Genomic DNA, 26373 nt, shown 5'->3' with positions numbered 1-26373 from the left:
ATTTTAGTATACCCATATGCAAAAATTATATTATGTTTTAAATAAAAAAAAGAGAGGCTAATGCCTCTCAAATTTGTTCAAGCTTGAATTAATAATTTTATTCTGACTTTTTCTTATCTCGTTTATTTCTTACTATAAAAACTGCTCCCAATAATGCTATTAATGATCCAAATATGATCAATACTAAGAAGTCTATACTAGAGCCTGTTTTAGGTAATAAGTTTGCTGAGCTAATTGCCGTTTTTTCAACTGGTATATCAATAATAAGCTCAGAAAAATTTCCATTCTCATCTTCAATAATTAAGGTAAAACTATCTCCGCCATAGTAGCCACTCTTTGGTGTATAAGTCCAAGCATTTTGAAATACTTCTACATACCCATTCTTAGGTTGTTCTTTTACATATACAACAGTGTCCTTAACTTTACCTGAAACTTTCTTATCCTGTTTCGTTTCATGTTCTTCTTTAATAACTTCTACTTTCTTATATCCAAAATCAATCTGTAATTGAATATCCCCTTCATTTAAGTCTACTTCCACATTATTATTAAGGGTTTTATCAAATTCATAGCTTGCTTTTAGATTTAAAGGTAGTGTTGTTTTGTCTACACTTATTGTATATTTTCCTGGGATTAAATTATCAAAAAAGTATTTCCCATTTTTGTCTGTGCTTACTTCAACCTTATTACTTTTTGAATCAGTAATAATAACTTTTACGTTAGCTATTGCTTCTTCATTATCTTCTTGAACTCCATTTCCATTGGTGTCAACCCAAACATAGTCACCTACTGAAGCTGTTTTTACATATCCAAAGTCTATATTACGAATTAGTTCTCCGTCATTTAAGTTCACTTTTACCAAGTTGTCTATTTTACCATCTAATTCATAAGTTCCTTTGATTTTTTCTGGAAGAGTAGTAGTATCTATTGTTATAGTATATTCTCCCTTTGGAAGATTATCGAATAAATACTTACCATTCTTATCAGTTAATGTTTCTCTTTTATTTCCTACTGCATCTGTCAAAATAACTTTTATTGTCCCAAAGCCTTCTTCATCAAGATCTTGTACCCCATCAAAGTTTTTATCATGCCATACAAAATCTCCGATTTCTCCTAAAGCTTCTACTTCTGCAGTATCATCATCTGAAGGATTGCCTATATTCGGTAAGGTTATACCTGTTTCATCCGATGGAGTTCCCTCTGTTTCTACTGTATTCAATAAATTGTTTTTTACAGTTGTCTCATAATAGAAAACCATACTGTCTCCAGGTGCTAAAGGTTCTTCTCCACTTACTTTTGTCATATTGCTTCTATCGATACTTAAGTTAGCATCCACAATACTTATATTATTTAAGTAAGTATCCCCTTCATTTGTTACCACAAATAGATAAGTTACATCTTTACCTGTTTTTATAGAAACTTTTTCTTCGCCACTGTAACTTGCTGCATACTTGCCTTCATAAACTTTCTTTTCTACTTTTATTGCTGGTGTTCTTTCATCAACTTCTGCTGTATCTGCATCTGTAGGATTATCTACATTTGGAATATTATTTCCTGAAGCATCTGATGGAACTCCTTCTGTATTTGCTATATTTATCAAGTCATTCTCTATTGTTGTCTCATAGTAGAAAGTCATGCTTGCATTTGGTGCTAGTGGCTCTGTTCCACTTATTACTGTCATTTTACTTCTATCTATTCCTAGATCATCGTCATTTATAGTGATATCCTTCAAATAAGTGTCACCTAGGTTTGTAACTTTAAATAAATAAGTTACTTTAGTTCCCTTTTGACCTATTACAAGCTCACTATCTGTGCCTTTTCCTTCATTGTAACCAGCATAAACTGTTTTTTCAATTTGAATAGCTGGCGCTACTTTGTCAGTTTCAGCTGTGTTATCATCTGTTGGTTTATCTACGTTAGGAACCTCACTGCCATCTTCATATACTGGCGTTCCTTCTGTACTGGCTGTGTTTACTAGATCATTATCTAATGTTGTTTCATAGTAGAAAATCATTGATTCCCCTGGTGCTAAAGGCTCTGCACCACTTAATAGTGTCATGTCACTTCTATTAATTGAAAGATTGTCATCCACTACTTTTATATCATTTAGATAAGTATCCCCTTTATTTGTAATTTTGAATAGGTAAGTTATTTTAGTACCATCTTGTCCAATTACAAATTCTGTACCCACTCCAACTCCTGAATCGTGTCCAGCATAAACTGTTTTTTCAATTTCTATAGCTGGGTCTACTTTATCAGTTTCAGCAGTGTTATCATCTGTTGGTTTATCTACATTAGGTAATTCACTACCATCTTCATATACTGGAGTTCCCTCTGTAGTCGCTGTGTTTAGTAAATCATTATCTAATGTTGTTTCGTAATAGAAAATCATTGACTCTCCTGGGGCTAGTGGCTCTGTTCCACTTAAGGAAACCATATCAGCTCTATTAATTCCAAGATTATCATCTACTACTTTTATATCATTTAGATAAGTATCTCCTGTATTTGTTATTTCAAATAAATAAGTTATTTTTGTACCATCTTGTCCAACTACAAACTCTGTACCTACTCCAACTCCTGAGTTGTGTCCAGCATAAACTGTTTTTTCAATATTTATTCCTGGTTTTTTCTCATCTACTTCAGCAATATCATCATCAGTAGGTTTTGCAGCATTTATTATTTCTGTACCACTCTCATCAGATGGCGTTCCTGTTGTAGCCGCTGTATTTGTTAAATCCCCATCTATGGTAGATTCATAGTAGTAAGTTAAGCTTGCTCCTGGTTCTAAAGGTTCTGTTCCACTTATTAATGTCATGTGGAATTTGTCTATGCCTAATAATGAATCTGTTATCTGAATATCATTTAAATAAGCTTCTCCCTCATTAGTAACTTTGAATATATAAGTGATTTCAGTTCCTTTTTGTCCTACAACTAGTTCTTCTCCAGTTCCTTTTCCTCCATCATGACCTGCATAAACAGTTTTCTCTATTTGGATATTAGGAGTGAATATTCCAGCATCTACAGTTAAATTATTATTTCCTGATGTCAGTGTCACTGTTGCTCTTCCTGTAATTTCATCTGCATCACTGTCATTTCCATCTGTGTCTGAACTGTCTTTTGATGTGAAGTAAGTTCCTTCTGGTTTTTCAAAAACTACTATATAATCCCCGGGTTTCAAATTAGAGAATTCATATTTTCCTTCATCATCAGTAGTTGTTGTAGCTAAAAAATTTCCATCTTTGTCTAGTAAATTTACTACTACATCTTTAACTGGAGTTTCACCTGCATCTTGAGTTCCATTTCCATTAGCATCTGTCCAAACGTAATCCCCAAGTTTTACACTCTTATAAAATCCTGCATCAAAGGTCATATTACTTTCTCCAGAATCTAATGTTACAGTTGAAGTTTTTCCATCAGTAGCACTTGCATCACTATCTTTTCCATCATCACTTCCACTATCTTTATCCACAATCTCATAAGTTGATCCTGCTGGTTTTAAAAATTGTATGCTGTAAGTATCTGGTTTTAGTCCTTCAAATAAATACTTTCCATTTTCATCTGTTAAAGTATTTAAAACTTCATTTCCATTACTATCTAACAATTTTACAAGCGCATTCTTGATTCCTAGCTCGCCATCATCTTGAATATTGTTGCCGTTCTTATCTTCCCATACAAAATCTCCTATGGAAACTGGCTTGTATATTCCAGCATCAAGAGCGGTATAATTATCTCCTGACTTCAAGGTAACTGATTCAGTTTTTCCATCACTAATATTAGCATCGGAATCTTTAGAGTTATCTAGTGTGTTATTTGCTGTAGTAAAATCATATCCATCTACTTCTACAAATTCTACTGAATAAGTTCCAGGAATCAATCCTTCAAAGGAATAATTTCCGCTTGCATCAGTGGTTGTACTTTTAGTGCTTGTACCTAAATTATTAAGTAATCTTACATAAACACCTGGTACTCCAGCTTCACCTGCATCTTGAATTCCATCACCATCTATATCTTCCCATACTTTATCACCTAAAGCTGCTAGCTGATAAAGTCCTGCGTCTATAGTAGTTATATGTTCATCAATTCCTAGTGAAATAACATCTGTTTTCCCATTTGTATTTGCATTACTATCTTTTGCTGTGTTACTTCCAGCTTTTTTTGGACTTATAACATAGCCATCCAATATAAATTCAACATAATAATCTCCAAATTTTAAATCTTCAAAAATATATTTACCATCTGAACCAGTGGTTTTTGTTGCTACTAAATTATTATCTGAATCATATAAATTAACTGTGACTCCCTCTAAAGCTGATTCTCCTGAATCTTGAATCCCATCTGCATTCAAATCTTCCCATACATAATCACTAATGGAAGACATTTTAAATAATCCCATGTCCCAACTCAAATCAACTTCTCCTGAATTTAAAGTTGTAACAACAGTTTTCATAGTGGATTCATCTACATCACTATCATTTGTATCATCAGTATATCCACTATCTATTGTAGTTACTGCATAGTTACTAGGTTTAGAAAATTCCAAATAATAATCTCCAGGTTCTACATTTTCAAATGTATATAGTCCCAAAACATTCGTAGTTGTTGAAGCTTGTAATACATTAGAAGAATTGTAAAGTTTAACTTCTACTCCTTCTATCCCAAGTTCTCCATCATCCTGAATTCCATTACCATCTTCATCATCCCAAACTCTATTTCCAATGGTGGCAAGTTCATATAATCCTGCATCTATTGAAAGATTATTATCTCCAGAAGCTAATACTATGGAGTCTGTTAAACCATCAGCTTTATACACATCACTATCTTTTTCAATATCATTTTCTTGACTTTTAAGTGTGAAGGTATATCCATTTGGAGAAACAAATTCCACTTTATACTCTCCAGGTGATAGCTTATCAAATAGATAGTTACCATTAGCATCTGTATCTTGTTCTTCAAGGAAATTCCAGTCAGAACCACTCTTTTTATACAATTTTACGTTAACATTCTCAAAGTTCGGTTCTCCATCATCTTGAACTCCATCTAAGTCTAAATCTTCCCAAACTCTATCTCCTATTGAAACAAATTTGTATACTCCAGCATCATAAGTAGTATTATCTTCTCCTGATGTTAAAGTTTCAGCAGCTGTTTCAAAGGTTGTTGTGTTTGTGTCACTATCAACTGAGTTATCTGTTCCTACATCTTGAGTTGTAAAGGAATCAAATCCATCAGGCAGTGTAAATTTTATATGGTAATCCTCTGGAACTAAATCTTCAAATTTATAGTATCCTGGTTTTCCATCTACATCTGCAGTTGTAGTAGTTATTGTAGTGCTTTCTCCTTCTTTAAATAGCTCAACTGTAGCTCCATTTATTCCAGTTTCACCATCGTCTTGTATTCCGTTAGCATTTTTATCTTCCCATAGATAGTTGCCTATACTTGCAGGCATATATAACCCTGCATCATTAGTTTTGTCTATTTCGCCTTTACCTAAGGTAATAATAGTTGTATTCCCTGTTACTGTATCAGCATCACTGTCAGCTCCGTCAGAAGTTTGATCTTTCTGTGGAAAGTAATATCCTGTTGGTTGGTCAAAATGAACTATATAATCCCCAGAAGGTAAATTATTAAATTCATACTTACCATTAGAATCCGTAGTTGTAGCTGGTACATCGCTTCCATCCGCATATTTAGCTGGATTTCCACTTCCATCTAACAAAGTAATAGTTATTCCAGCTATGCCCACTTCTCCTGAATCTTGAATCCCATCAGCGTCTAAGTCATGCCAAACATAATCACCTAGGATAGCTCTATGGGCACCTGCATCCCAACTCAAATCATTTTCACCCGATATCAATGTAGTTGTTATAGTTGTACCTATAGTTAAGTCTACACTATCAACCTGAACATCGCTATCTAGAGAATTACCTGTTGCATCCTTAGGACTAAAAATAAATTCATCATCAGGCAAAATAAACTTTAATTTATATTGTCCTGGGTCTAAGTTTGAAAAAGAATACTTCCCATCTACTGCAGTTGTAAAATCTAATATAGCGTCGCCATTTCCATCCACAATTACTGGGGTACCAGTATTATCTTGAAGTTGTACTACAACACCTGCAACTCCAGATTCTCCTGTTTCTTGTATCCCATTTCCGTTTAAATCATTCCATACATAATCCCCAATTGATGCAAATTTATACATTCCAGCATCAATAGTTAGATTTCTTTCTCCTGCTGCTAATGTAATAGTATCTGTTTTCCCATTACTTATATCAGCATCACTATCCTTTGTTACGTCTGCACCTATATTCTTAGGACTATATTTGTTGTAAGCTCCAGGTTTCACAAACTCCACAACATAATCATTTGGTAATAATTCATCAAATAAATATACTCCACTAGAATTTGTGGTTGTGGTTTTATAAACATCAGTTTCTCCATCAATATAAAGATTAACCGTTACTCCTGAAATACCACTTTCTCCACTATCTTGAATACCATCTGCATCCAAATCATTCCATACTTTATCTCCAAGTCTCCCCAAATACATACCTGCATCTACAGTTAAATCTTCTTCTCCAGATTCTAAATTTATAATTGCTGTAGTTGCTGATGAACCATCTGGTTCTGCTATAGCATCACTATCTGTTAAATCACTTCCAACATTAACTGTTGTAAATTTATAGTCTCCACCATTAGGGTTAGAAAACTTAACTTTATAATTTCCTGGTTCCAAGTTTTCAAACTTATAGTTTCCATCTACATCAGTTGTTGTAACTAAAACATCAGATCCATCTCCATATTTTGCATTATTACCATATTCATCCAAAAGCGTAACCGTAATAACTGCAATCCCTGATTCTCCACTATCTTGAATACCATCAGTATCTTTATCATTCCAGACCCTGTCTCCAAGAGTGGCTAACTTGTAAAGTCCTGCATCAATAGAAAAATTGTCTGCATTTAATGCAATTACATCTGTTTTAATTGAATTTTTAACTACACCATTGTCGGTATAGTCTACAATTTTAGTTTCATCAATATCAGAATCTAAGGTTGTATCTGTACCACTATTTTTAGGTGTAACTTCATATTCCTTAGGATAAACAAACTCTACAACATAATTTCCAGCCGCAAGATCAGGGAATTGGTAATATCCTGAATTTCCGTTATGATCTTGTCCTGTTCTACTGTACTTTAGAAGTGTTGTTCCCGCTTCATCATACAAGTTAACTAGAACTCCATCTATGCCAGGTTCCCCATCATTTTGAATTCCATCTTTATTCATATCTTCCCATACATAATTACCAAGACTATACGTCCCTGTATTGTATGGTTGAACTTGAAATCCAACTTTTATAGGTTCTGAAGGTAGAAATGGTTCTTGCTCTCCTAAATCTTCATAGGTAGCTCCATATCCAAATGAATTCCATGCCACTTCACCCTGTGGTGCTTCTACTGGTGCTCTCATAGGCCACTCAATAATTACTTTATCCTCAGCCTCAAGCACTAAATCTTCGAAATAAAATTTAAGTGCTCTAACTGATGTAATATCATCAGGCGGAGTTTCAGACCATTCATCAGATGCCAATCCTGTTTTATTTTCAGGATCTCTTAATTCTTCCTTAGAAGGATTAGCATTTGTACTATAGTAAACTTTAATACCTTCTGGAAGTGTTGCACCATTCTCCCCTGTAATTTCATTTACTAAATAAGGTCTCCATTGACTTTCTCTATCTGTAGAATCTATAACTCCTGTATCCCCTGCATAAGGTAATACATCTATTACTACTAGATTTGATATAGGCCCATTGGCTCCTGTATTGGTGACTTCTATTCTATAATCAGCAATACCCCCTGGTAAGGTTTCTCCATATCCTTCATCTTTACCAAAGTAGCCCCAATCAGTATCCAACTCACCTTTTACTAACTTTTTAGCAATTATACTTCCTATAAATTTTACAAAGATACTGTTACTAGTTTTTACAAGTTTATCAGTTAAAGAAGTATCTCCGTCTAAATCATTTGAATCATCCAATAACTCTGATGCAGGATTTTCAAACTCATTTTGGTCGTTTGTAGTTATATAAAAATCATTAGTTATATAACCTACTTCTGTTAAGTCTTTGATAGTTGCTTTGTAATAAACTTCTACATATTGACCTGGTTTTAGTTCTCCTGTAAAATTCCATTTTAATACACTATAATCTTTTCCATCAATAGTTTTACTTGAAATATCAGTTACTGGAGCACTAGTAATATCACTGTTTCCTTTATCCCATCCTGTTATTTCAGCATTCTCTAATTCTGGTGGTAATGTATCTACCCCTATTGGATTGATATAGTTTCCAGTTGCTAAAGAATTATTTTCAATTCTTAGCACATATTCAACTTCATCAGTATAATTAAAAGATGTTTGTCCATTTTTAACTGACTTAGTTGGCTTTAGCCATGGCAATTCTTCAATTATACTTATATCTTTTGATGAATTTTTAACTATATCTGGTTCGCCATCTAACTTAGCTGTCAAAACTGCATCATTTGTAATTGTGTCTCCAATAACAGCATTTTGAAAGGTTCCAAATACTTTTATATCATTAATTTCACTAAAGCCCGCTGGTATTCCATCTTCTACAGTTGTACTTGTTAGCGTCCATCTTACATCTGTTATATACTCATCCGCTCCTAGGTTTAAAGAAGAGACTTGAAGCGTGGTATCATTTGGTGCTGTAAAAGGACTTCCTGTCCACTGAGCATAATCATTTTCATTTGTTTTATACTGAATTTCCACATTTACATCACTACTATAACTACCTGTGGTAATACTAGAGAGTTTGATTTTGTCTGGGATCTGGTCCTCAATAGTTATACTATCTAGTGGTATATTACCAGTATTTTCAATGGAGCTTAAATAAAATTTAGCAGTTTGTCCTAGGGAATACCTATCATCCGATTGTCTCCCTGATTTAGTAAAATCACCTGCTAAAATTGTAGCCTCAGAAAATCCATGTGTGGTAGCTGTAGTCTTTAAAGGCAAATCTTCATCGCTACCAAATTGTTTCACAAGCGCTGAAACATTGTTAGTAACTTCATCATCAGTTGTAAATAAAGGACTGCCTTCCGAATCTATTGATGGGTATTTAATTGTTACATATAACTTTTTAGATTCACCAACATTTAGTTCATCAATATTCCAAGTTACTACCCCATCCTCATAAGAGCCACCACTAGTTGATGATATATACTCTGATCCCACTGGAATCGTGTCTTCAACTCTGATATCATTTAAATTCAACTGACCTGTTCCACTATTAGCAACTACATTAATTTCATAGGTAATAGGTTGATCAATTGCTGGTGTAGAGGTTGGAACTATTTTTGCTTTTGATAAACTCCAATTTGGTTCATTTAATTTAGGTGTAACTATAACCTCATTACTTAAAACTTCTTCTCCATTGTCTGGCTTAATTGTTGCTATATTGGAAGCCCTATTTGCTATTCCGTCTATTTCATCTAAAGTTACCCCTGATTTAAATTTTGCAACTATCTTTAGTATGCCAGTAGTTCCCGCTTTTAATGGTTCTTTAAATTGAAATGTAACCACCTCATGTCCATCTTGTTCAGAAACTGTTACTGTTTCTACGTCTAAAGTTTTATCAGAGGACACATACTCTAGTTTATCATCCAAAATATCAGTCAAAACCACATTATTTGCGTTTGTTAAAATATTAGGATTATTATATTTAAGAGTATAAATAAAATTTTCCCCTGTATAAACACTGCTTTTGCTCACAAACTTTTCTAAAGATAAATTAACATCTGCAGCTTTAGCAATAACACTAAATACTCCTGGGAGGTCTAAAGTCATTACCATAGTTAAGACTAAAAATAAAGTAATTGCTTTAAAACTTTTCTTTTTTCTCATAAAATCATCTCCTCCTTCTCCCTTAATGTTTGTTTTATAAAATCAGTATTATTACTGGGTTTTCCCCTTGCATCTGGTTTTAAAAACTCATTAGGTTGAAGAAAAAGATTTTCATCTTTACTTATTAATCCATTAATTATTTTACTTGAAGTGCTCATTAAATAGGTATTTAATAGTGATAGGTAATCCTTTGATCTTATCTCTAGATTTTCCCCCACTCTACACCGTACATGCGCCTTTAAACGCATACGGCGTGCCACCGAACTTGAATTTATTTATACACAGCTAACTCTCCATCTAGTATTGGGTATTAAGAATTTATTAAAGGATAATTCTTAATCCAATTAGCTTTATATAAAGAAGTTCTACTATATTTAAATATAAACAAACTTATTCAAACATAGTTTTAAATTCGGCTAGGCTCCTTCGCTCCTGTATGTTTTACCCTCCCCCAAAGTTTCCTTTAAAGTATTCTCGGCATACCATCAACACTACTATGAACCCGCTGACTGCTTTCACTAGCCTCAATAGAAATAGCATTCCTCTTCTAGTTACTAGCTCTCGACTGTTCCCTATAACATATCCCTTTTTCAGTAAACTTAGGCTTCCTCTTTACACAATTAAGATTTATAAGTTTAATACCTCTAATTATTCTTATAAACTTAAGGCATTTCATCCTTAAGTATCAAATACCATCGAAAAAAGTATTTGATTTCTTATATTAGTATAACTTTTAATACTAATACCTGTGCTTAAACAAGGATTCGCTAACTAGCCTTATTCACCTACTTGGAGTCCCGCATTATTTTCTCTTTTAAAGAGTCAAATTACGTCCTTAACTGGCTTCATACAAAAGAATGTGCTATCAACTTTTGCATGCAGTGGCTCAGACACACCTTTTAATTGAGGTATTAAAAGTGGCTTAGTTTTCCACCAAGCAATTCTGTTATAGAGTTGGATTAATATTTAGTCAAATTCTTCTCTTATCAAGTTTATTAATCCACCACTTTCCTGTAGTTTAATATATTAATTATACAGTTATATAGTAACAGCCCGCACTTTCGAAATTTTTACCTAATTTAAATGAAACTCTTCTTTCTAATATAATATTATTTTTCATTTATAATTCCCCTTTCAAATTTAAATATCTATTTTCAGCTTATCCCCTCCTTGTTATTATATTTTTAATGCTTAACAAACTAGAATATTAAATATTAAAACAATATATATACTTATCAACGCTTTGTCAATTCATAAGTCAATTTGTAAAATTTAATTGGTTTTTGATATATATTGTAATTATATTATACTTTAACTAATAATCTTTATCAATAAATATACAGTAAGTATCTATTATTTTCTGTTGTTACAGAAAAGCTTTTTAATCATATACTAGTACTATAATTGAAAATTAAAATTACAAACAATTTTGAAGGAGATGAACCTTTTGCAAATACATGTAGTTAAATCAGGAGATACTCTATGGTCAATTTCAAAAATGTATAGTTTTCCTTTAGATCAACTCATAGCTGAAAACAACATACCTAATCCTAGTAGTTTAGTAATCGGACAAACTTTAGTTGTTCCTATTTGGGGCCAATATCATTTTGTAAAAAAAGGCGAAACATTATATTCTATAGGTATACTTTATGATATATCCCCTTTTGAGCTTATGCGAATAAACGGAATTATAAATCCTTTTTTTCTTGGCATAGGAACAAGATTATATATACCTGCAAAACCAAGATTTCAGATTAATACCGCTGGTTATGTAGACCCTAAAATAACAGGAGTTAGATCTGGTAAAGAAGTAGATAAAGTAGCTGAAAATTTAACTTATGTTAATATTTTTACCTATGCTGCAAATAGAGATGGAACTCTTACTCCTACTGATGATACCTCCTCTATTAATTCCACTTATAGACAAGGAGCACTCCCTTTAATGGTTTTATCTAATTTTGAGAATGGAACCTTCACCCCAGAACTAGCTACAGATATACTAACAAATCCTATTCTTCAAGACAAACTATTGAATGAATCAATAAAAATAATGAAAAAAAAGGGCTACCAAGGATTAGATTTTGACTTTGAATATTTAGGAATTGAAAATAAAGAAAGATATAATGCTTTCTTAAGAAAAGCAAAAAACAAATTAAAAGAAAATAATTATTTTATTTCCACTGCTCTAGCTCCTAAAATTTCAGCTGACCAAAAGGGTACTCTATATGAAGGTCATGATTATAAAGCTAATGGGGAAATAGTTGATTTCATTTTCTTTATGACCTATGAATGGGGTTGGTCAGGCGGTCCACCTATGGCAGTTTCTCCTATAAATAAAGTGGAACAAGTTCTTCAATATGCTTTAACTGAAGTACCCAAAGATAAAATAATGATGGGAATCCCACTTTACGGATATGATTGGACTCTACCTTATGTAAAAGGTGGACGTTGGGCAAAATCCATTGGTCCCCAAGATGCTATTCTGTTAGCTAAAAAATATAATGTTTCCATAGAATATGATACTATATCACAATCCCCTTATTTTAATTATTATGATGAGAATAAGAAAAAACATGAGGTTTGGTTTGAAGATGCTCGTAGTATACAAGCCAAATTTGACCTAGTAAAAAAACTAGGTATAAAAGGATTTTTCTATTGGGTATTAGGAAGAGATTTCCCTCAGAATTGGTTGTTAATAAAAGATAATTTCATTGTAAAGAAAACAATTTAAATTTTTATATACTAAAAAAGGAGCTTATGCTCCTTTTTTAGTATTAGTTATTATTGTAGAACTTTTTTATGTTTTATAAGTTAGTATATATTGTTCTACAATGGCTACTATAGTTTTCTATTGCATAAAAGAGAATTATTTCTTTATAGAAAAACAAAAAATTTACTTCATGCTTTCCGCTATCTTCACATCCCATAAATTATACCTATAATTCTTAAAAGAAATAACTCCTAACAATTTTCTATAGTTTCCAATAAAGTCTGATTCTAAGTCTTCTTCTATCCATATGACTTTATAAATATTTTCTAAGTCAATACTTATAGTTTTTATGCCTCTTAAATTATACCAAAAATTAATTATTTATCATAGTAATATTCATATGAGGATAAGGTATATTTATACCCTCTTTATCAAATTCAGTTTTAACCTGCTCCATTAAATCAAAATAAATATCCCAATAATTCTCAGTATTACACCATACCCTTGTAGTAAAATTTATAGAACTTTCATCATGTTTAATCATTCTAATAATCGGTTCTGGGTCCTTTAAAATTAATTCATGGCTATAGACTATGTTTTTGATAACCTGTTTAACTTTTGATATATCTGATTCATATCCTACAGAAAAAGTAATGTCAACTCTTCTTTTATCATTTGCAGAATAATTTATACAACTGCTATTTGAAAGATTTCCATTAGGAATAATTATTTTTTTATTATCCACAGTATTTAAATTTGTATAAAAAATCGATATTTCATTGACTGTCCCTTGATATCCTTGTGCTTCAATAAAATCTCCCACTTTAAAAGGTTTAAATAAAAGTATTAAAACCCCTCCTGCAAAATTAGATAAACTTCCTTGTAAAGCTAATCCTATAGCTAGTCCTGCTGTACCCAATACTGCTACAAATGGCGCAGTATCAAACCCAATTTGATTTACCAACACAACTATTAGTAAAATCTTTAAACCTACCTCACTTATATTAATTAAATACTTATATAGCGATTCATCAATTTTAATTTTAATTAAAAACCTTTTAAACATCTTCATCAATATTTTAATTATTTTGAATCCAATAATTAAAATTATAAAAGCTACTATTATGTCAAATGCTTTATCAATAATAGTATTAAACACCTTTACATAAGTTGATTGCCAAATCTCATTAAGTTCTTCCATTTTATCTCCTCCGTTATAAAAATTATTAGTATCTTTTTTTATTATAAGGTATTACAGTTTTTAAGTAAACAAGCTTCCTTTATAGAAGAATATTTTAAATAACCTTTTGTTACTATTTTGTCAATTTTTATTTATTTACTGTGATATAATATCTTTATATGAATTTTTATCCATTTAAGGTGAAAGTGTGGTGAAATTGTGTCTCTTATAGAAACAAAAAACATAGTGAAAAATTTCAAATTAGGAAAGGTTGGTGTAAAAATTTTAAAAGGCATTTCTCTTGAAGTTGAAAAAGGCGAATTCGTAGCTATAGTAGGTGAATCTGGTTCAGGAAAATCAACCTTACTAAATATTATAGGTGGTTTAATGCCTCCTTCATCTGGTGAAATAGAAATAAACGGCAAAAAATTGATAGGCTTAAATGAAAATCAATTAGCTTTATTTCGCAGAGATAATATAGGCTTTATTTTTCAATCATATAATCTATTACCCCAATTAACAGCTTTAGAAAACGTGGAGCGTCCCCTTATCTTTAGTGGAATACCCAAGAAAACCAGAAAAATCATGGCTTTAAATATGATTGAACGAGTTGGTTTAGCTGATAGAGCAAATCATAAACCTAGCGAATTATCAGGAGGACAACAACAAAGAGTGTCCATTGCAAGAGCTTTAGTTAATAATCCTGAAATTATTTTAGCAGATGAACCCACTGGAAATTTAGACAGTAAAACAAGCACAGAAATACTAGAAATTTTAAAAGAATTGAATGTTGAAAGCAAAAAAACTTTTGTTGTAGTAACTCATTCAAAACAAGTAACTGAATATGCTGACAGAGTTATAAATATGGTAGATGGATTTATAACTAGTATTGATAAAAATTCTATATAATTCAAGCTTATTAAAGTTTAATTACAAGGAGGATAACAATAAATGAAAAAAATTGCTTCTTTTTTAATTTTGATTTTACTATTTGCTTTTATACCCTTTTTCCAAGCTGAAGCTACTCAAACAAAATTATTAGTAGAAAAAATTAGTACAATCCCTACAGAACTTCATCCTGGCGAAAAATTTTCACTAGAGTTTGCTTTAAAAAACAACGGTGATAGAGATCTAGAAAATGTTTTTATTACTCTTAAAAATATAGAAGGGAAAGAAACTTTAGAAGGATTTTCCCCTGTGGAATCTACAAATGAACTTTTTATAGGAACTATAAAAAAAGGAGAATCCTTGACTAAATCAATTAATTTAATAACAAGCCCTAATTTAACAGTTGGAACTTATAATTTGGTAGTTACTGTAAGTTTTAAAGAAAAAGATAGAAGTGCTGTTTATGATGAGAATAAAACCATTGGTTTGCTTATAGAAAACAAAGCCAACTTAATTATTTCTAATTTAAATCTTCCTAATAACGATTCTTCTGATGATTCAAATGTTGAATTCGTTAACTCCGGTAAAAGCCTTTTAAGTAATGTGATGATAAAACTTTCTACAAATGGAGAAGAGTCAACTCAATTTTATGGTGACTTAGATGTAGGCGAACAAGATACTATGGATCTAGAAATTCCATTAAATGTAGATGTGAATGGTATTGTAGAAATAAGCTTCACCGATGAAATGAATAGAGAAGGCAAAGTCTCTAAAGCTTTTAAAATAGACCTACCTGATGAATCAATTGAAGAAAACTCCAAAACTGAAGAGAAAAAAGGATTTTTTTCAAAAATAGGTAGTTTCTTTAAAGCAATTTTTGGACTTGGTAACTAAATAATGAGTTTCAAAGATTTGTTAGAAATTATATGGAACAATATGTGGAGAAGAAGAGCAAGAACTATCTTCACAATGATAGGTGTAATAATTGGTAGCTTTGCCATTTTTGTTATTGTTTCTATAGGTAACGGTTTTGAAAAATACATAACAGACCAATTAGGCTCTTTAGGTGATGTAAACACCATAAACATTTATTACTATCAAAAACCTGATAATAATTCAAATTCTGGATTCAATCCATTATCAATGGATTCAAGTGAGAAGCTAGATGATAAGCATGTAAAAAGTTTATCAAATCTTGATTTTGCTAAATATGTGGACCCTATAATAAATTATAATGGTTCCCTGGAATACAAAAAGTTTTCCAGTGACTCTGTCTCTTTAACAGGTTCAAATATGAAATATATAAGTGAGGATTCTATAAAGTTTGGAAAAATTCCTACTCAAGGTAAAAACGAAATAATCTTAGGCTATTTTGTTGCAAAACAAATTATAAATCCTGAAAACCCAAATAAAGTAACTGATGAAGAACTTGAAACTCTTCTTAGAAAAAAAATAAAATTAAAACTTTTAAAACAAGCTGCATTAAATAATGATTCTTCAGGTTCTAACGAAGAAACACAAGAATATCTAACTTATAATTTTAAAATAACTGGAATTTCCAGTGATAATTATAGTGATGGTTATTCTATAAAAATGCCTTTGAACACATTACTTCCTTTAATTGAAAAAGCTAGTGGTTCTAATAATTACATCAAAGATAACGGGTATTCTATGATAAACTTATTTGTTAAGGATCAATCCTTTATAGAGGATGCTCAAAATTATTTAAAGGAGTCCGGCTATGTTTTTCAATCCCTTCAAGAAATGCAGAAATCTATCGGTTCTGTACTTAATGGAGTGAAACTTATTTTAGCTGCTTTGGGAAGTATCTCTTTACTTGTTGCTGCTTTTGGAATAGTAAATACCATGAATATGGCTATTTATGAAAGAAAAAAAGAGATTGGAATAATGAAAGTAATTGGCGCCAGTATAAAAAATATTAAAGCTATTTTCTTAGGAGAAGCAAGTGCAATTGGATTTGTAGGTGGATTAATAGGTGTAGCTATAGGCTCTCTTATTAATTTGCTCATCAATGTAATTCTTAACGCTAAATTAGCTACCAGTGGTAGTACTGAGAATATAAAAATAGCCACTGAAAGTCTAGGTTTAATATTATTTGTATTATTATTTGCTACACTAATAGGTTTTCTATCAGGTTTATATCCTGCTAATAAAGCAGCTAAACTTGATGTAATAAGTTCAATAAAAGATGAATAATTAGGAGGTCATTATGGATAATAATGAATTTAAAAATGAAAGCATTGAAGTTTTAGAAAAGGAAATGGATTTTAAAAGTGCCACTTTATCAGAAAAAATCACTTATTTTTTTACAAAACCATCTTTACTATTTAAAACTAAAATTGACAAGCCCTCTTACGGAATTAATTTTTTAATCCTTTGTATCATCACCGTAATTTATAACATAGTTAATTCTATAATATTGAAACCCCAAATAGAAGAACTTATGAATGAATCCTTAAGTGGCTTAGATGCTCAATCAGCTGGTGTAGCAACAAGTATATCTAAATTTGCGACTAGTCCAATCTTATCTGGAATCACTTCAGCACTAGGCTTTGTAATATCAGTATTCTTTCTTTCACTAATTTACTGGGCTCTAACAAAATTATTCAAAGGAGAAGGTAGTTATTCTAATATGGTTTCCACATTTTTATTAGCAAGCTATGCTTCTGCAACAGGTATGCTAGTTAAAATAGTTTATATGCTTATTACTAAAAATGCTATTGGTCCAAGTAGTTTAGAAACTCCATCTTTAATTTCCACTTTAACTGCCAATTATGATATCTTTCAAGTATGGTATTATATACTTTTAGTAATAGGTATTTCTGTTGTTTTTAAAATTTCAAAAAAGAAAAGTTTTGCAGTTGTTTTGATTATATTCCTAATAGGACTTGCTCTAACTTTAGGAGGCTTTGCACTTACAGCTGCATCAAGTGCCATGAGATAAAAAAAGGAATGCTGAATAACTAATTCAGCATTCCTTTTTTAATTGTCAAGTTTTATATCATCTACTATACGCAAGAAAGCATCTACTATATAAGGATCAAATTGATTTCCTTTTTCTTCTATTAATATTTTCTTTGCTTCCTCTAAAGACATTCCTTTTCTATAGACTCTATCTGAGGTCACAGCATCAAAAGTATCTGCCACAGCTAGTATTCTAGCACCTAAAGGAATTTCTTTTTCTTTTAATCCATTAGGATACCCTTCTCCATCATATCTTTCATGATGAGCTATAACGATTTCATTTAAATCTTTAAAAGCATCATATTCTGACAAAATTTGTGCAGCTATTACTGGATGCTGTTTCACCTTGTCATACTCATCATTTGATAATCTAGATGGCTTATTTAAAATATCTTCATGAACTCCAATTTTCCCAATATCATGTAATAATGCAGAATGTACTAATTTTTCAGTATATCTATCGTCCAATACCATTTCCTTACAAATTCTAAATGAATACTCAGCAACCCTTACAGAATGCCCTTTAGTATAAGGATCCTTAGCTTCTAATGTTGCTGTAAGTAAATCAATAGTAGCAAAAGTACTTTGCTGAAGGTCTGCTATTTTATTCTCTACTTCATCAACAAGTTTATTTATATATTTATTAGTACTATCAAACTCCTCATATCCTGTATAATCCATTCTAAAATTATAGTTCCCTTGAGATATAAAATCTAATCTTTCTTTAGTTGCCTTAGTAAGATTCCTCATTTTTTTTATTAAGTTTGAAAATACTACAACTATAACCATTATATTTAAAATCAATATTACTGCTACAATGGGATATATTATTTTTATTATATTTATAATTTCCTTACTATCTATATTGTGTTGAATTATTTTTACTCCTATAATGGTAGCTATTGGAACACTAATAATATTTACTAACAAAATAATTGCAGTTGATAAAATAACCCTATTAGTTATCTTCATTATTTAACTCCCTAAACATTACGTCATAAAATATTATATTAATTATATCATATATTTTTCTTTTTTTTGAATAGAGGTCAAAAAAATTGGGTATTCTATTTAATGGTTAATTATAATCTGCATGAATATGCTTTATTCTGTTTCAGGTTATTTAATCCTTATAGGGTAAGGCAGATTTAATTAATCTGCCTTTTTGACTATATTCTTTTTTCCAAATCAGTATCATTCAACAAACTGGAATTTTGGATTTTGATGTCTTTAAAATCAGGTTGTATTTCCTTTAAATTTTCAACGCTGATTTTTCCTTTTATTTCTTCTTCAGTACTAACTTTAAAAGCATTCTTAGTATTTTTAACTGTTTTAACTTCTACATTTAATCCCATCATGTATCTTATATCTAAAAGTTCTTCATCTATATCCTTATTACCTTCAAATATTAATCCTTTTAAGATCAAATCCTTTATCCTAGAACTTCTATCTCCTTCTGTAAACTTAAATAGCTCTTTATTAACTATCCTATCTTTCTTTCTTTTATTTCCAATGTAAAGGGATATTTGCATAATCTTCCTCCTTTTGCTTTTTACCCTACAGTCCGTTTCCATCTTCTAATTCCTTGTTTAAATAAACCAGATGGGTTTTGAGTTCGGCTTAAAAAAATTGCATTTTTAAATTCTTCTTCAAGATAAGGTCTTAAAGCTGCAGACCCTCCGCCTGTAAATATGTAATTATCTATAAAAGGAAATGCATCTGCCCATACAGTTTGTATCTCTAAAATAATTCTTTTTGCCAAAGTAGAATAAGCTTTTTTTATAATAGGGGTTAAATCATATCCTTTTATTTGTCCTGCCGCAACGATATACTGTATTTGTCCATCTGCTACACTTAAATGTAATTCCTGTTCTATATAATCCTTTATCCACATATATGCTGTATACATACCACTATTTTTAGTATCACAATAATCTGATAAAGGTTCTAACGTATCTACTAAGTACAAGTTATGTGTTTTCCCTCCTATGTCTGAAATAGCATTAACTTTTCTAGCTAGTTCTTTATTAATAATTTCCCCTTTGTTATCTAATATAAGGTCACATAATGTACCATGTGGTTGTGCTTTGATAATTAAATCCTCAATTTTTATTATTTTATTCTCATAATCTTTCATTCCATATAATTTCATAGATACTTCATGTTGTCTAATAATTCTAGCTTTCATTTTTTCTATTCTTTCTTGATCCAAACAAGCTTTTACTGGTAATCCCATAACTAACTTAACTCTGCTCATAGGCTTGTCTGCCATCAATGCGAGATGTGTTTTTAATAAAACATCAAAAGATGTATCATTATGTTTATCCAAAGCTCCATTCCATTGAAGTGCTCTATCTTGTTTTACCGCACATTCACCAACTAAAAATTTTGTTCCATTTACCTCAGTCTCTATCCTACTTAAATTACTTTTAGGTGATTGTTTCAAATCGCTATCTTTATCATAATAAGGCCTCCATGCTGTTACATAGGAAGGTGTAATAAACATAGTTGAGTCCTCTGATTTTGATTTAGTATCTGCATACCCATCATCAATAACTTGTACTGTAAAATTACCAGCAAGTTGAGTTTTTAAACCAACATTTGAATTTGTACTAACATTTGAATTTGTGCTAACATTTGAATTTCCCATCAATTTCTCCTCCTAAGGTTTTGTACCATAATAACTTTAATCCCAATTTATTACATTATAATCTATTGGAATAAATTAGTAAATACATTTTATGTAAAAACACAAAAAAAAGCAAAAGCTTATATTTATAGGTATCCCAGTTCAACTATTAATTTATACGTGTCCAAAACTCCTATAAACGTGGAGATTTTGTACAAGTATAAATTAAGTTTCACAGTGGGATTCCTATAGAATATGCCCTTGCTTTTTCGTTTTATTTTCTATTATCTAATATATTCTAATGCCTAGTTCACTTCTTTTTTTGAAATAGATGTTTTAACTGTTACACCATTTATATTTCCTAATTTTCCTGTCAAACTATTTATTTGGTCCAATGTGCCCGTTACAATTATAGATATAACTGACATATCTTCTTCTTCAAAGGGTATTCCCATTCTTCCTTTTATGATACCTTTGAAATTCGCCAATATTTCATTAAATTTTTGGCTACTTTCTTTTGGATTCTCTAGTACTGCTCCTAGTACTGCTATCTTCTTCATAAACTCCCCCATCTAGCTATATTCTAATTCTCTTCTATAGCTTTTTTTAATTTGTTTTTGAAATCCTGCATATTCCCCTTAAAAATCACAATTTCTATATCCATTTCTTTTGCCCTAGAAAAGGTGCTTGTTTTGTTAGGATCTGATGTAGTTACCAATATTTTTTTAACTTGTTCCCCTCCAATTTTTTTACTATAAACATAAAGCTCATTTAATGTATCTTCATCATAATGAGAAGTATCTTTACAAGAAATATAAAATAATTTTTCTGCTGAGGTTGCTAGTACATCAATCTCATTCTTCACATGGTGATTATTTTCATCCCACAAAAAAACCACACCACTTTTAACATCCTTTATACTATTAATATCATTTACAATTTCATGAGTCAATACCTCTAACCATGAACCTGTCTTAAATAAAAAATTTTTTATCTCTCTGGTATTAAATTTTAAAGTTATTAAGTTTTTATTCCTATTAATTTCTTTTGTAATTTTTTCTTTATTCATATGATTTACAAATTTAGTTAAAATATTTTTTTCATAGTTATTGCTTGAAGATAGGCTTATATTAATCAAATAGGGGTTACTTTCACTATGTTTAATGATATTGGGGTTTACAAACACCTTCTTTAGTATTTTCCAATCTTCATAATTTTCTAATACATAATTAATGATTTTTTTGATACCTTCATCTTTAACAAATTCAGATTCATCCTTAAGAATTTTACCTCCACTGCTTTTAACATAATCAAAAACTAGTAAATCTTCTAAATTATCTTGAATCAAAAGAACATCTCTTTCTTTAATTTCTAACATTTCATCTTTTTCTTCATGAATAACTATTGCCTTAAACTCCTTATTCTGAGACGCTTTATACAAATAAAGACTTTGTAGCTTTGTTCCTCCTGAAATATTAACTAAAGTTTTGTTTTTATCATAATTATCTAGTATTTCTTCTAAAGATAACATATTAACTTCTTCAATTATGCAAGAGCAAAAATTTATTTGTGGCATTTTCTCATTATAGAAAGTTTTTAAGTCTGATAATATTTCTTTTTCTTTACGACTTCCTTTATAGATAAAAACTACACTTTTGGCTTTAACCTGTAAAGATGCAACTATATTGTGATAGTTAAAATCATCAATAATATTTATAAGTGTTTCACACTCCATAATATACCTCCTTTTCATAATTTTTAATCTTTTATACTTATTATAAATTTAGTATTAGGAATAATCAAAATTTTATTTCTCTTACTTTATATGTGCCTCAAGAAATTAGCCTTTACATCCTTTGTTATATATATTAAAATAAATTTATGGAACTATGAAAGTTCCTAATATATTAAATAAAAAACCACGAAGGTTCATTACTCTGACTTCGTGGATATTTTTTTGTATTCAAGGTTTTCAATACAGAAATATACTATAACTTAGTTAGACTAACCCTTATGTTGATCGGAGGATATAAATGCAAAATAAATATACCAATCTTATAAATTATTTAAAAGAATTAGGAAGTGTTGTGGTTGCTTTTTCTGGGGGAGTAGATAGTACCTTCTTGTTAAAAGCCTGTGAAGAAGCTTTAGGTGAAAATGCAAGAGCCGTAACTATAGTATCTCCTTTTATACCTAAATGGGAAATTGAAGAAGCTAAAGATTTAATGAAAGATATAAATATAAAACATGAATTTATTGAAGTTCAGCTTGATGAAGCAATTAAATTTAATCCTGAGGATAGATGCTATATATGCAAAACAGGTATATTTTCTTTAATAAAAAATTATGCAAAAGAAAATAATTTTAGCTATGTGCTAGATGGAACTAATTTAGATGATACAAAAGATTATAGACCTGGAATAAAAGCTTTGCGTGAATTAGAAATTAAGAGTCCTTTATTGGAAAATAGCTTTACTAAAGCTGATATAAGAAATTTTTCAAAGGAATTAAACCTTCCAACTTGGGATAAACCTGCTTATGCTTGTCTTTTATCAAGACTTCCCTATGGAAGTGAAATAAAAAATAGCGAACTTGAAAGAATCGAAAAAGCAGAAACATATATGATGTCTTTAGGTTTCAAAGAAATACGAGTTCGTTCTCATGGTGATTTAGCAAGAATAGAGGTTAACAGGAATAAAAGAGTACTTTTATTTGATGAAATACTATTAGATAAAATCACTGTTAAATTCAAAGAATTTGGCTTTATGTTCGTAACCATGGATTTACAAGGCTATAGAGTTGGAAGTTTAAATGAAACAATATTAGATCTAGAAAATTAATAATGGAGGGTATGTAATGAATTCAAATGACTTAAAATTTTTACTTGAATCTGTAAAAAATGGCGTAGTTGATATCGATGAGGCAATGGAGAATCTTGCCGACTTGCCTTTCAAAGATTTAGGTTTTGCTAAAATAGATAATCATAGAGAACTAAGAGTAGGTTACCCTGAAGTTATTTATTGTGAGGGTAAAACTATTGATCAAGTGGTTAAAATAATAGAGTTCATGTTAACTAAAAATTCTAATATTTTGGGAACAAGAGCAAATAAAGAAATGTATTTAGCTGTAAAAGAGATTTGTCCAGAAGCAATATATAATGATTTATCAAGAACAATTGTGATAAAAAAACATGAAATTCAAAAACCAGATACCTATATTGCTATTGTAACTGCTGGTACTTCTGATTTACCTGTTGCTGAAGAAGCCTCAGTAACTGCTGAAATCCTAGGTAATAATGTTATTACAATTTCAGATGTAGGTGTTGCTGGAATTCATAGATTATTTGATAGATTAGACATAATAAGAGGCGCAAAAGTTGTAATAGTAGCTGCTGGTATGGAAGGCGCTCTTGCTAGTGTTTTAGGCGGCTTAGTAGACAAACCAGTTATCGCAGTACCAACAAGTATAGGATATGGAGCTAATTTTGGAGGATTATCTGCTTTACTGGCTATGCTTAATAGTTGCGCTAGCGGAGTTAGTGTTGTAAACATTGATAATGGTTTTGGTGCTGGATATTTAGCTAGTATGATAAATAAATTGTAGTTTACTCCTTTTAGTCTTATGGTTTCACAGGATCAAACTTATTTAAAGAGGATAGATTTATGTAAACACAAATCTATCCTCTTTCCAACTTACCCATCTATATTTATCTCTATTCCATTTCCTCAATTATAAACTTATCAAAATCAATCTTATCCACAAAATTGTTTTCATCAAAAAATGTCTTATTGTGCTTATTATAAGCCGTCAAATTTCTTGGCAACCAATAAGGTTTTTCAATATCCAGTTTATAACAAATTTCTGTTATGCATTCCTTTAATTTTTCTTGATATTCACCTTCAACTGTAGAGGTTACAATTTCTTCAGCTATTATTTTTGTATTCTTAATCAAAGCACCTGATATTTTAATCATAACTTCCTCCTAAAAAATAATCTTAAGGATTATTATAAACTAAAATCTATTTTGTGTACATTTATGAAAATCTTTTTACTTCTAAGCCCCCAAAAGCCACAAATTTCTATCAATTTTCTATATTTCTATAAGTTTCTTCCTCTTCTATTAGTGTTCTAGTAATTAAACTGGCTAAAATTATAGTTACTATAATAGTACATAAATCTGCTACTGTTTGAGCAAACAGAACCCCTTTAATATTAAATAGCTTGGGCATAATTAATATAGCTGGTATAAGAAATATTCCTTGTCTAGACATGGATAATATAAGTGCTCCCAACCCTTTACCCAAAGCTACATACAAAGTTGCATAAACATTTTGAAATCCAAAAGTGGGGAAAAAAATGCATATTGCTCTTAATGCTGTTACTCCTATTGCTATAACTTCAGAATCACTACTAAATATATTTATAATTGGATTAGCAAAAACTATAAATACTAAGGCTATACAAGTTGAAAATACTGTTGTAAATTTCAAAGAAATCCTAACTGCTTTATGCAAACGCTCAAAGTTTTTTGCTCCGTAATTAAATCCAGCTAAAGGTTGAAATCCTTGATTATATCCAAATATAACAAACATACCTAATGAAACTATCCTCAGAACTATACCCATAGAAGCCACTGCTGAATCTCCATATGGAGCTGCCGCTATATTGATTAAGCTTATAGATACACTAGATAATGTTTGTCTTACAAATGTAGGAATACCTATTTTCATTATCTCTCCGTAAATATGTTTTGTTATAGTAATATTATTTAAACTTATCTCCACATAACTTTTTTTTCTTATAAAATAACTACTTAAAAATATAAATGAAATTCCTTGAGCAAAAACAGTAGCTAATGCTGCTCCAGTTATGCCCATATTAAATACAAACATAAATATAGGGTCTAATATCATATTTAAAATGGCTCCTACACTCATTCCAATCATACTATACAAAGGATTACCTTCAGCACGAATTATATTATTTTGAGTCATATTCATAACAGTAAATACAGATCCAAAAATTAAAATTCTAGTGTAATCTTTAGCATATACTAATATTGTTTCTGTTGAGCCAAAAGCCTTTAATAATGGTTCTAAAAATATTACACCTAAAATTGTGAATATAATTCCAACCGCTAGACTTGTAAATAAAGTTGTTGAAGCTACTTTGTCTGCTGTTTGTTTCTTTTTTTCTCCAAGAAGCCTTGAAATATAAGAACCGCCTCCCATTCCAAAGGTTAGTCCAACTCCACCAATTAACATGAAAATTGGGAAGGCAACTGCTACAGCACCAGTTGCACTTGTAGAATTTAATTTTCCTACAAAAAATGTATCCACCACATTATATATTGCATTTATCATCATTCCTACTATTGCAGGCACTGACAATTTAAACAATGCTTTTGTAACCTTTTCTTCTCCTAGAAGTTTAGCTCTACTGTTTTTCTCCATAAGTTTCTCCTGACTAACTTTATAATTGTATAATTCTTTTTAATTATATTCTATAATTTGTTTATTTTCCACAAGAAAAACACTAAAAATAATTAAAGACGAAAACTTATCCACAGATATGGATAAGTTATACACACTATTAACAGGTTTATTAACATAATTTTCTGTTTTTTTCACTTTATTTATGTATAAATATTTTCCTTCACACTTAATAATTTATCAAAAAAATAAAGGATAGCTATTTGCTATCCTTTGTTCAATACTATCTTTGTCTGCTAAAACTTTTTTTAGGTCCAGCATTGTTATTTCTATTTGCTTTTCTTTTATCTCTACATTCTTTACATCTTATTGGTTCATTTTGAAATCCTTTTTCCGCATAAAATTCTTGCTCTCCAGCTGTAAAAACAAAGTCTGTACCACAATCTTTACATTGAATAGTCTTATCTTTATACATTTTGGGCCGTTGCCAATAACCTATAAAAATCTATAAGTATTGTTTAATTCCCTGTTCATCGTGTACGATTTTGCTATAAAGCTACTTTCGTTTTATGTAACACTCCTAGGGCTTAAATTCCCATACAACGCATGGTACATATACAAGTTTGCTTT

At 30.6% G+C, this 26373-nt stretch carries 17 protein-coding genes and 1 pseudogene; 7 read left to right on the top strand and 11 right to left on the bottom strand.

The window, feature by feature from the left end; translation table 11 throughout:
* Positions 1-97: 97 nt before the first annotated feature.
* Complete coding sequence (locus BUB83_RS10575) at positions 98-9919, bottom strand: SdrD B-like domain-containing protein (protein ID WP_073338434.1); 9822 nt, start codon at positions 9917-9919, stop codon at positions 98-100.
* Positions 9916-10167 (bottom strand): hypothetical protein, encoded by a 252-nt coding sequence (locus tag BUB83_RS22315; RefSeq protein ID WP_073338433.1) that lies wholly within the window; start codon positions 10165-10167, stop codon positions 9916-9918. Before BUB83_RS22315 ends, BUB83_RS10575 begins: the two co-directional genes overlap by 4 nt.
* A 1199-nt stretch (positions 10168-11366) precedes the next feature.
* On the opposite strand from BUB83_RS22315, the gene BUB83_RS10565 reads away from it, so the two are divergent.
* Entirely contained in the window at positions 11367-12650 is a 1284-nt protein-coding gene (locus BUB83_RS10565; RefSeq protein WP_073338432.1) for a glycosyl hydrolase family 18 protein, read from the top strand.
* 352 nt (positions 12651-13002) lie between these two features.
* On the opposite strand, the gene BUB83_RS10560 is transcribed toward BUB83_RS10565, so the two are convergent.
* Positions 13003-13830 carry a mechanosensitive ion channel family protein gene (locus tag BUB83_RS10560; RefSeq protein ID WP_073338431.1) on the bottom strand — a complete coding sequence of 276 codons (828 nt, stop codon included), beginning with the start codon at positions 13828-13830 and terminating at the stop codon, positions 13003-13005.
* A 198-nt stretch (positions 13831-14028) separates the two neighbouring features.
* On the opposite strand from BUB83_RS10560, the gene BUB83_RS10555 reads away from it, so the two are divergent.
* From BUB83_RS10555 to BUB83_RS10540, 4 genes are read left to right on the top strand one after another with little or no spacing between them, the layout of a single operon-like run.
* On the top strand, positions 14029-14718 hold the full coding sequence (locus BUB83_RS10555) for an ABC transporter ATP-binding protein (protein ID WP_073338430.1): 690 nt from the start codon (positions 14029-14031) through the stop codon (positions 14716-14718).
* Between the two features lie 42 nt (positions 14719-14760).
* A complete protein-coding gene (locus BUB83_RS10550; protein ID WP_073338429.1) occupies positions 14761-15591 on the top strand; it encodes a COG1361 family protein in 831 nt (276 codons plus the stop codon).
* Positions 15592-15594: 3 nt separating this feature from the next.
* Positions 15595-16914 (top strand): ABC transporter permease, encoded by a 1320-nt coding sequence (locus BUB83_RS10545; protein WP_073338428.1) that lies wholly within the window; start codon positions 15595-15597, stop codon positions 16912-16914.
* A 13-nt stretch (positions 16915-16927) separates the two neighbouring features.
* Positions 16928-17662 (top strand): Yip1 family protein, encoded by a 735-nt coding sequence (locus BUB83_RS10540; RefSeq protein ID WP_073338427.1) that lies wholly within the window; start codon positions 16928-16930, stop codon positions 17660-17662.
* Positions 17663-17700: 38 nt separating this feature from the next.
* Here BUB83_RS10540 and BUB83_RS10535 read toward each other — a convergent pair whose 3' ends face one another.
* The 5 genes from BUB83_RS10535 to BUB83_RS10515 all read right to left on the bottom strand — a co-directional run bounded on the left by BUB83_RS10535 (position 17701) and on the right by BUB83_RS10515 (position 22046).
* Positions 17701-18654, bottom strand: coding sequence for an HD-GYP domain-containing protein (locus tag BUB83_RS10535; protein WP_073338426.1), 954 nt, complete (start codon positions 18652-18654; stop codon positions 17701-17703).
* 197 nt (positions 18655-18851) lie between these two features.
* Positions 18852-19214: a hypothetical protein gene (locus BUB83_RS10530; protein ID WP_073338425.1), complete on the bottom strand. Its 363-nt coding sequence runs from the start codon at positions 19212-19214 to the stop codon at positions 18852-18854.
* 20 nt (positions 19215-19234) lie between these two features.
* Positions 19235-20332: a ParM/StbA family protein gene (locus BUB83_RS10525; RefSeq protein WP_159434074.1), complete on the bottom strand. Its 1098-nt coding sequence runs from the start codon at positions 20330-20332 to the stop codon at positions 19235-19237.
* A 284-nt stretch (positions 20333-20616) separates the two neighbouring features.
* Complete coding sequence (locus BUB83_RS10520) at positions 20617-20871, bottom strand: TM1266 family iron-only hydrogenase system putative regulator (protein ID WP_073338424.1); 255 nt, start codon at positions 20869-20871, stop codon at positions 20617-20619.
* Between the two features lie 23 nt (positions 20872-20894).
* Positions 20895-22046 carry a Card1-like endonuclease domain-containing protein gene (locus BUB83_RS10515; RefSeq protein ID WP_073338423.1) on the bottom strand — a complete coding sequence of 384 codons (1152 nt, stop codon included), beginning with the start codon at positions 22044-22046 and terminating at the stop codon, positions 20895-20897.
* Positions 22047-22344: 298 nt separating this feature from the next.
* On the opposite strand from BUB83_RS10515, the gene larE reads away from it, so the two are divergent.
* Both larE and larB read left to right on the top strand, forming a co-directional pair.
* A complete protein-coding gene (larE, locus tag BUB83_RS10510; protein ID WP_073338422.1) occupies positions 22345-23151 on the top strand; it encodes an ATP-dependent sacrificial sulfur transferase LarE in 807 nt (268 codons plus the stop codon).
* A 16-nt stretch (positions 23152-23167) separates the two neighbouring features.
* Positions 23168-23914, top strand: coding sequence for a nickel pincer cofactor biosynthesis protein LarB (larB, locus tag BUB83_RS10505; protein ID WP_073338421.1), 747 nt, complete (start codon positions 23168-23170; stop codon positions 23912-23914).
* Between the two features lie 109 nt (positions 23915-24023).
* Here larB and BUB83_RS10500 read toward each other — a convergent pair whose 3' ends face one another.
* From BUB83_RS10500 to BUB83_RS10490, 3 genes and pseudogenes are all read right to left on the bottom strand, one after another.
* Positions 24024-24284 (bottom strand): hypothetical protein, encoded by a 261-nt coding sequence (locus BUB83_RS10500; protein WP_073338420.1) that lies wholly within the window; start codon positions 24282-24284, stop codon positions 24024-24026.
* Between the two features lie 109 nt (positions 24285-24393).
* Positions 24394-25764: an MATE family efflux transporter gene (locus BUB83_RS10495; RefSeq protein ID WP_073338419.1), complete on the bottom strand. Its 1371-nt coding sequence runs from the start codon at positions 25762-25764 to the stop codon at positions 24394-24396.
* Between the two features lie 274 nt (positions 25765-26038).
* A pseudogene (locus BUB83_RS10490) lies at positions 26039-26218 on the bottom strand (zinc-ribbon domain-containing protein); the annotation flags it as partial.
* Positions 26219-26373: the final 155 nt, after the last annotated feature.

The organism is Clostridium grantii DSM 8605 (genome assembly GCF_900129965.1).
Classification (GTDB): Bacteria; Bacillota; Clostridia; order Clostridiales; family Clostridiaceae; genus Clostridium_AF; species Clostridium_AF grantii.
The sequence above is the reverse complement of the archived record's forward strand: the minus strand, read 5'-3'. Positions and strand labels throughout refer to the sequence as shown.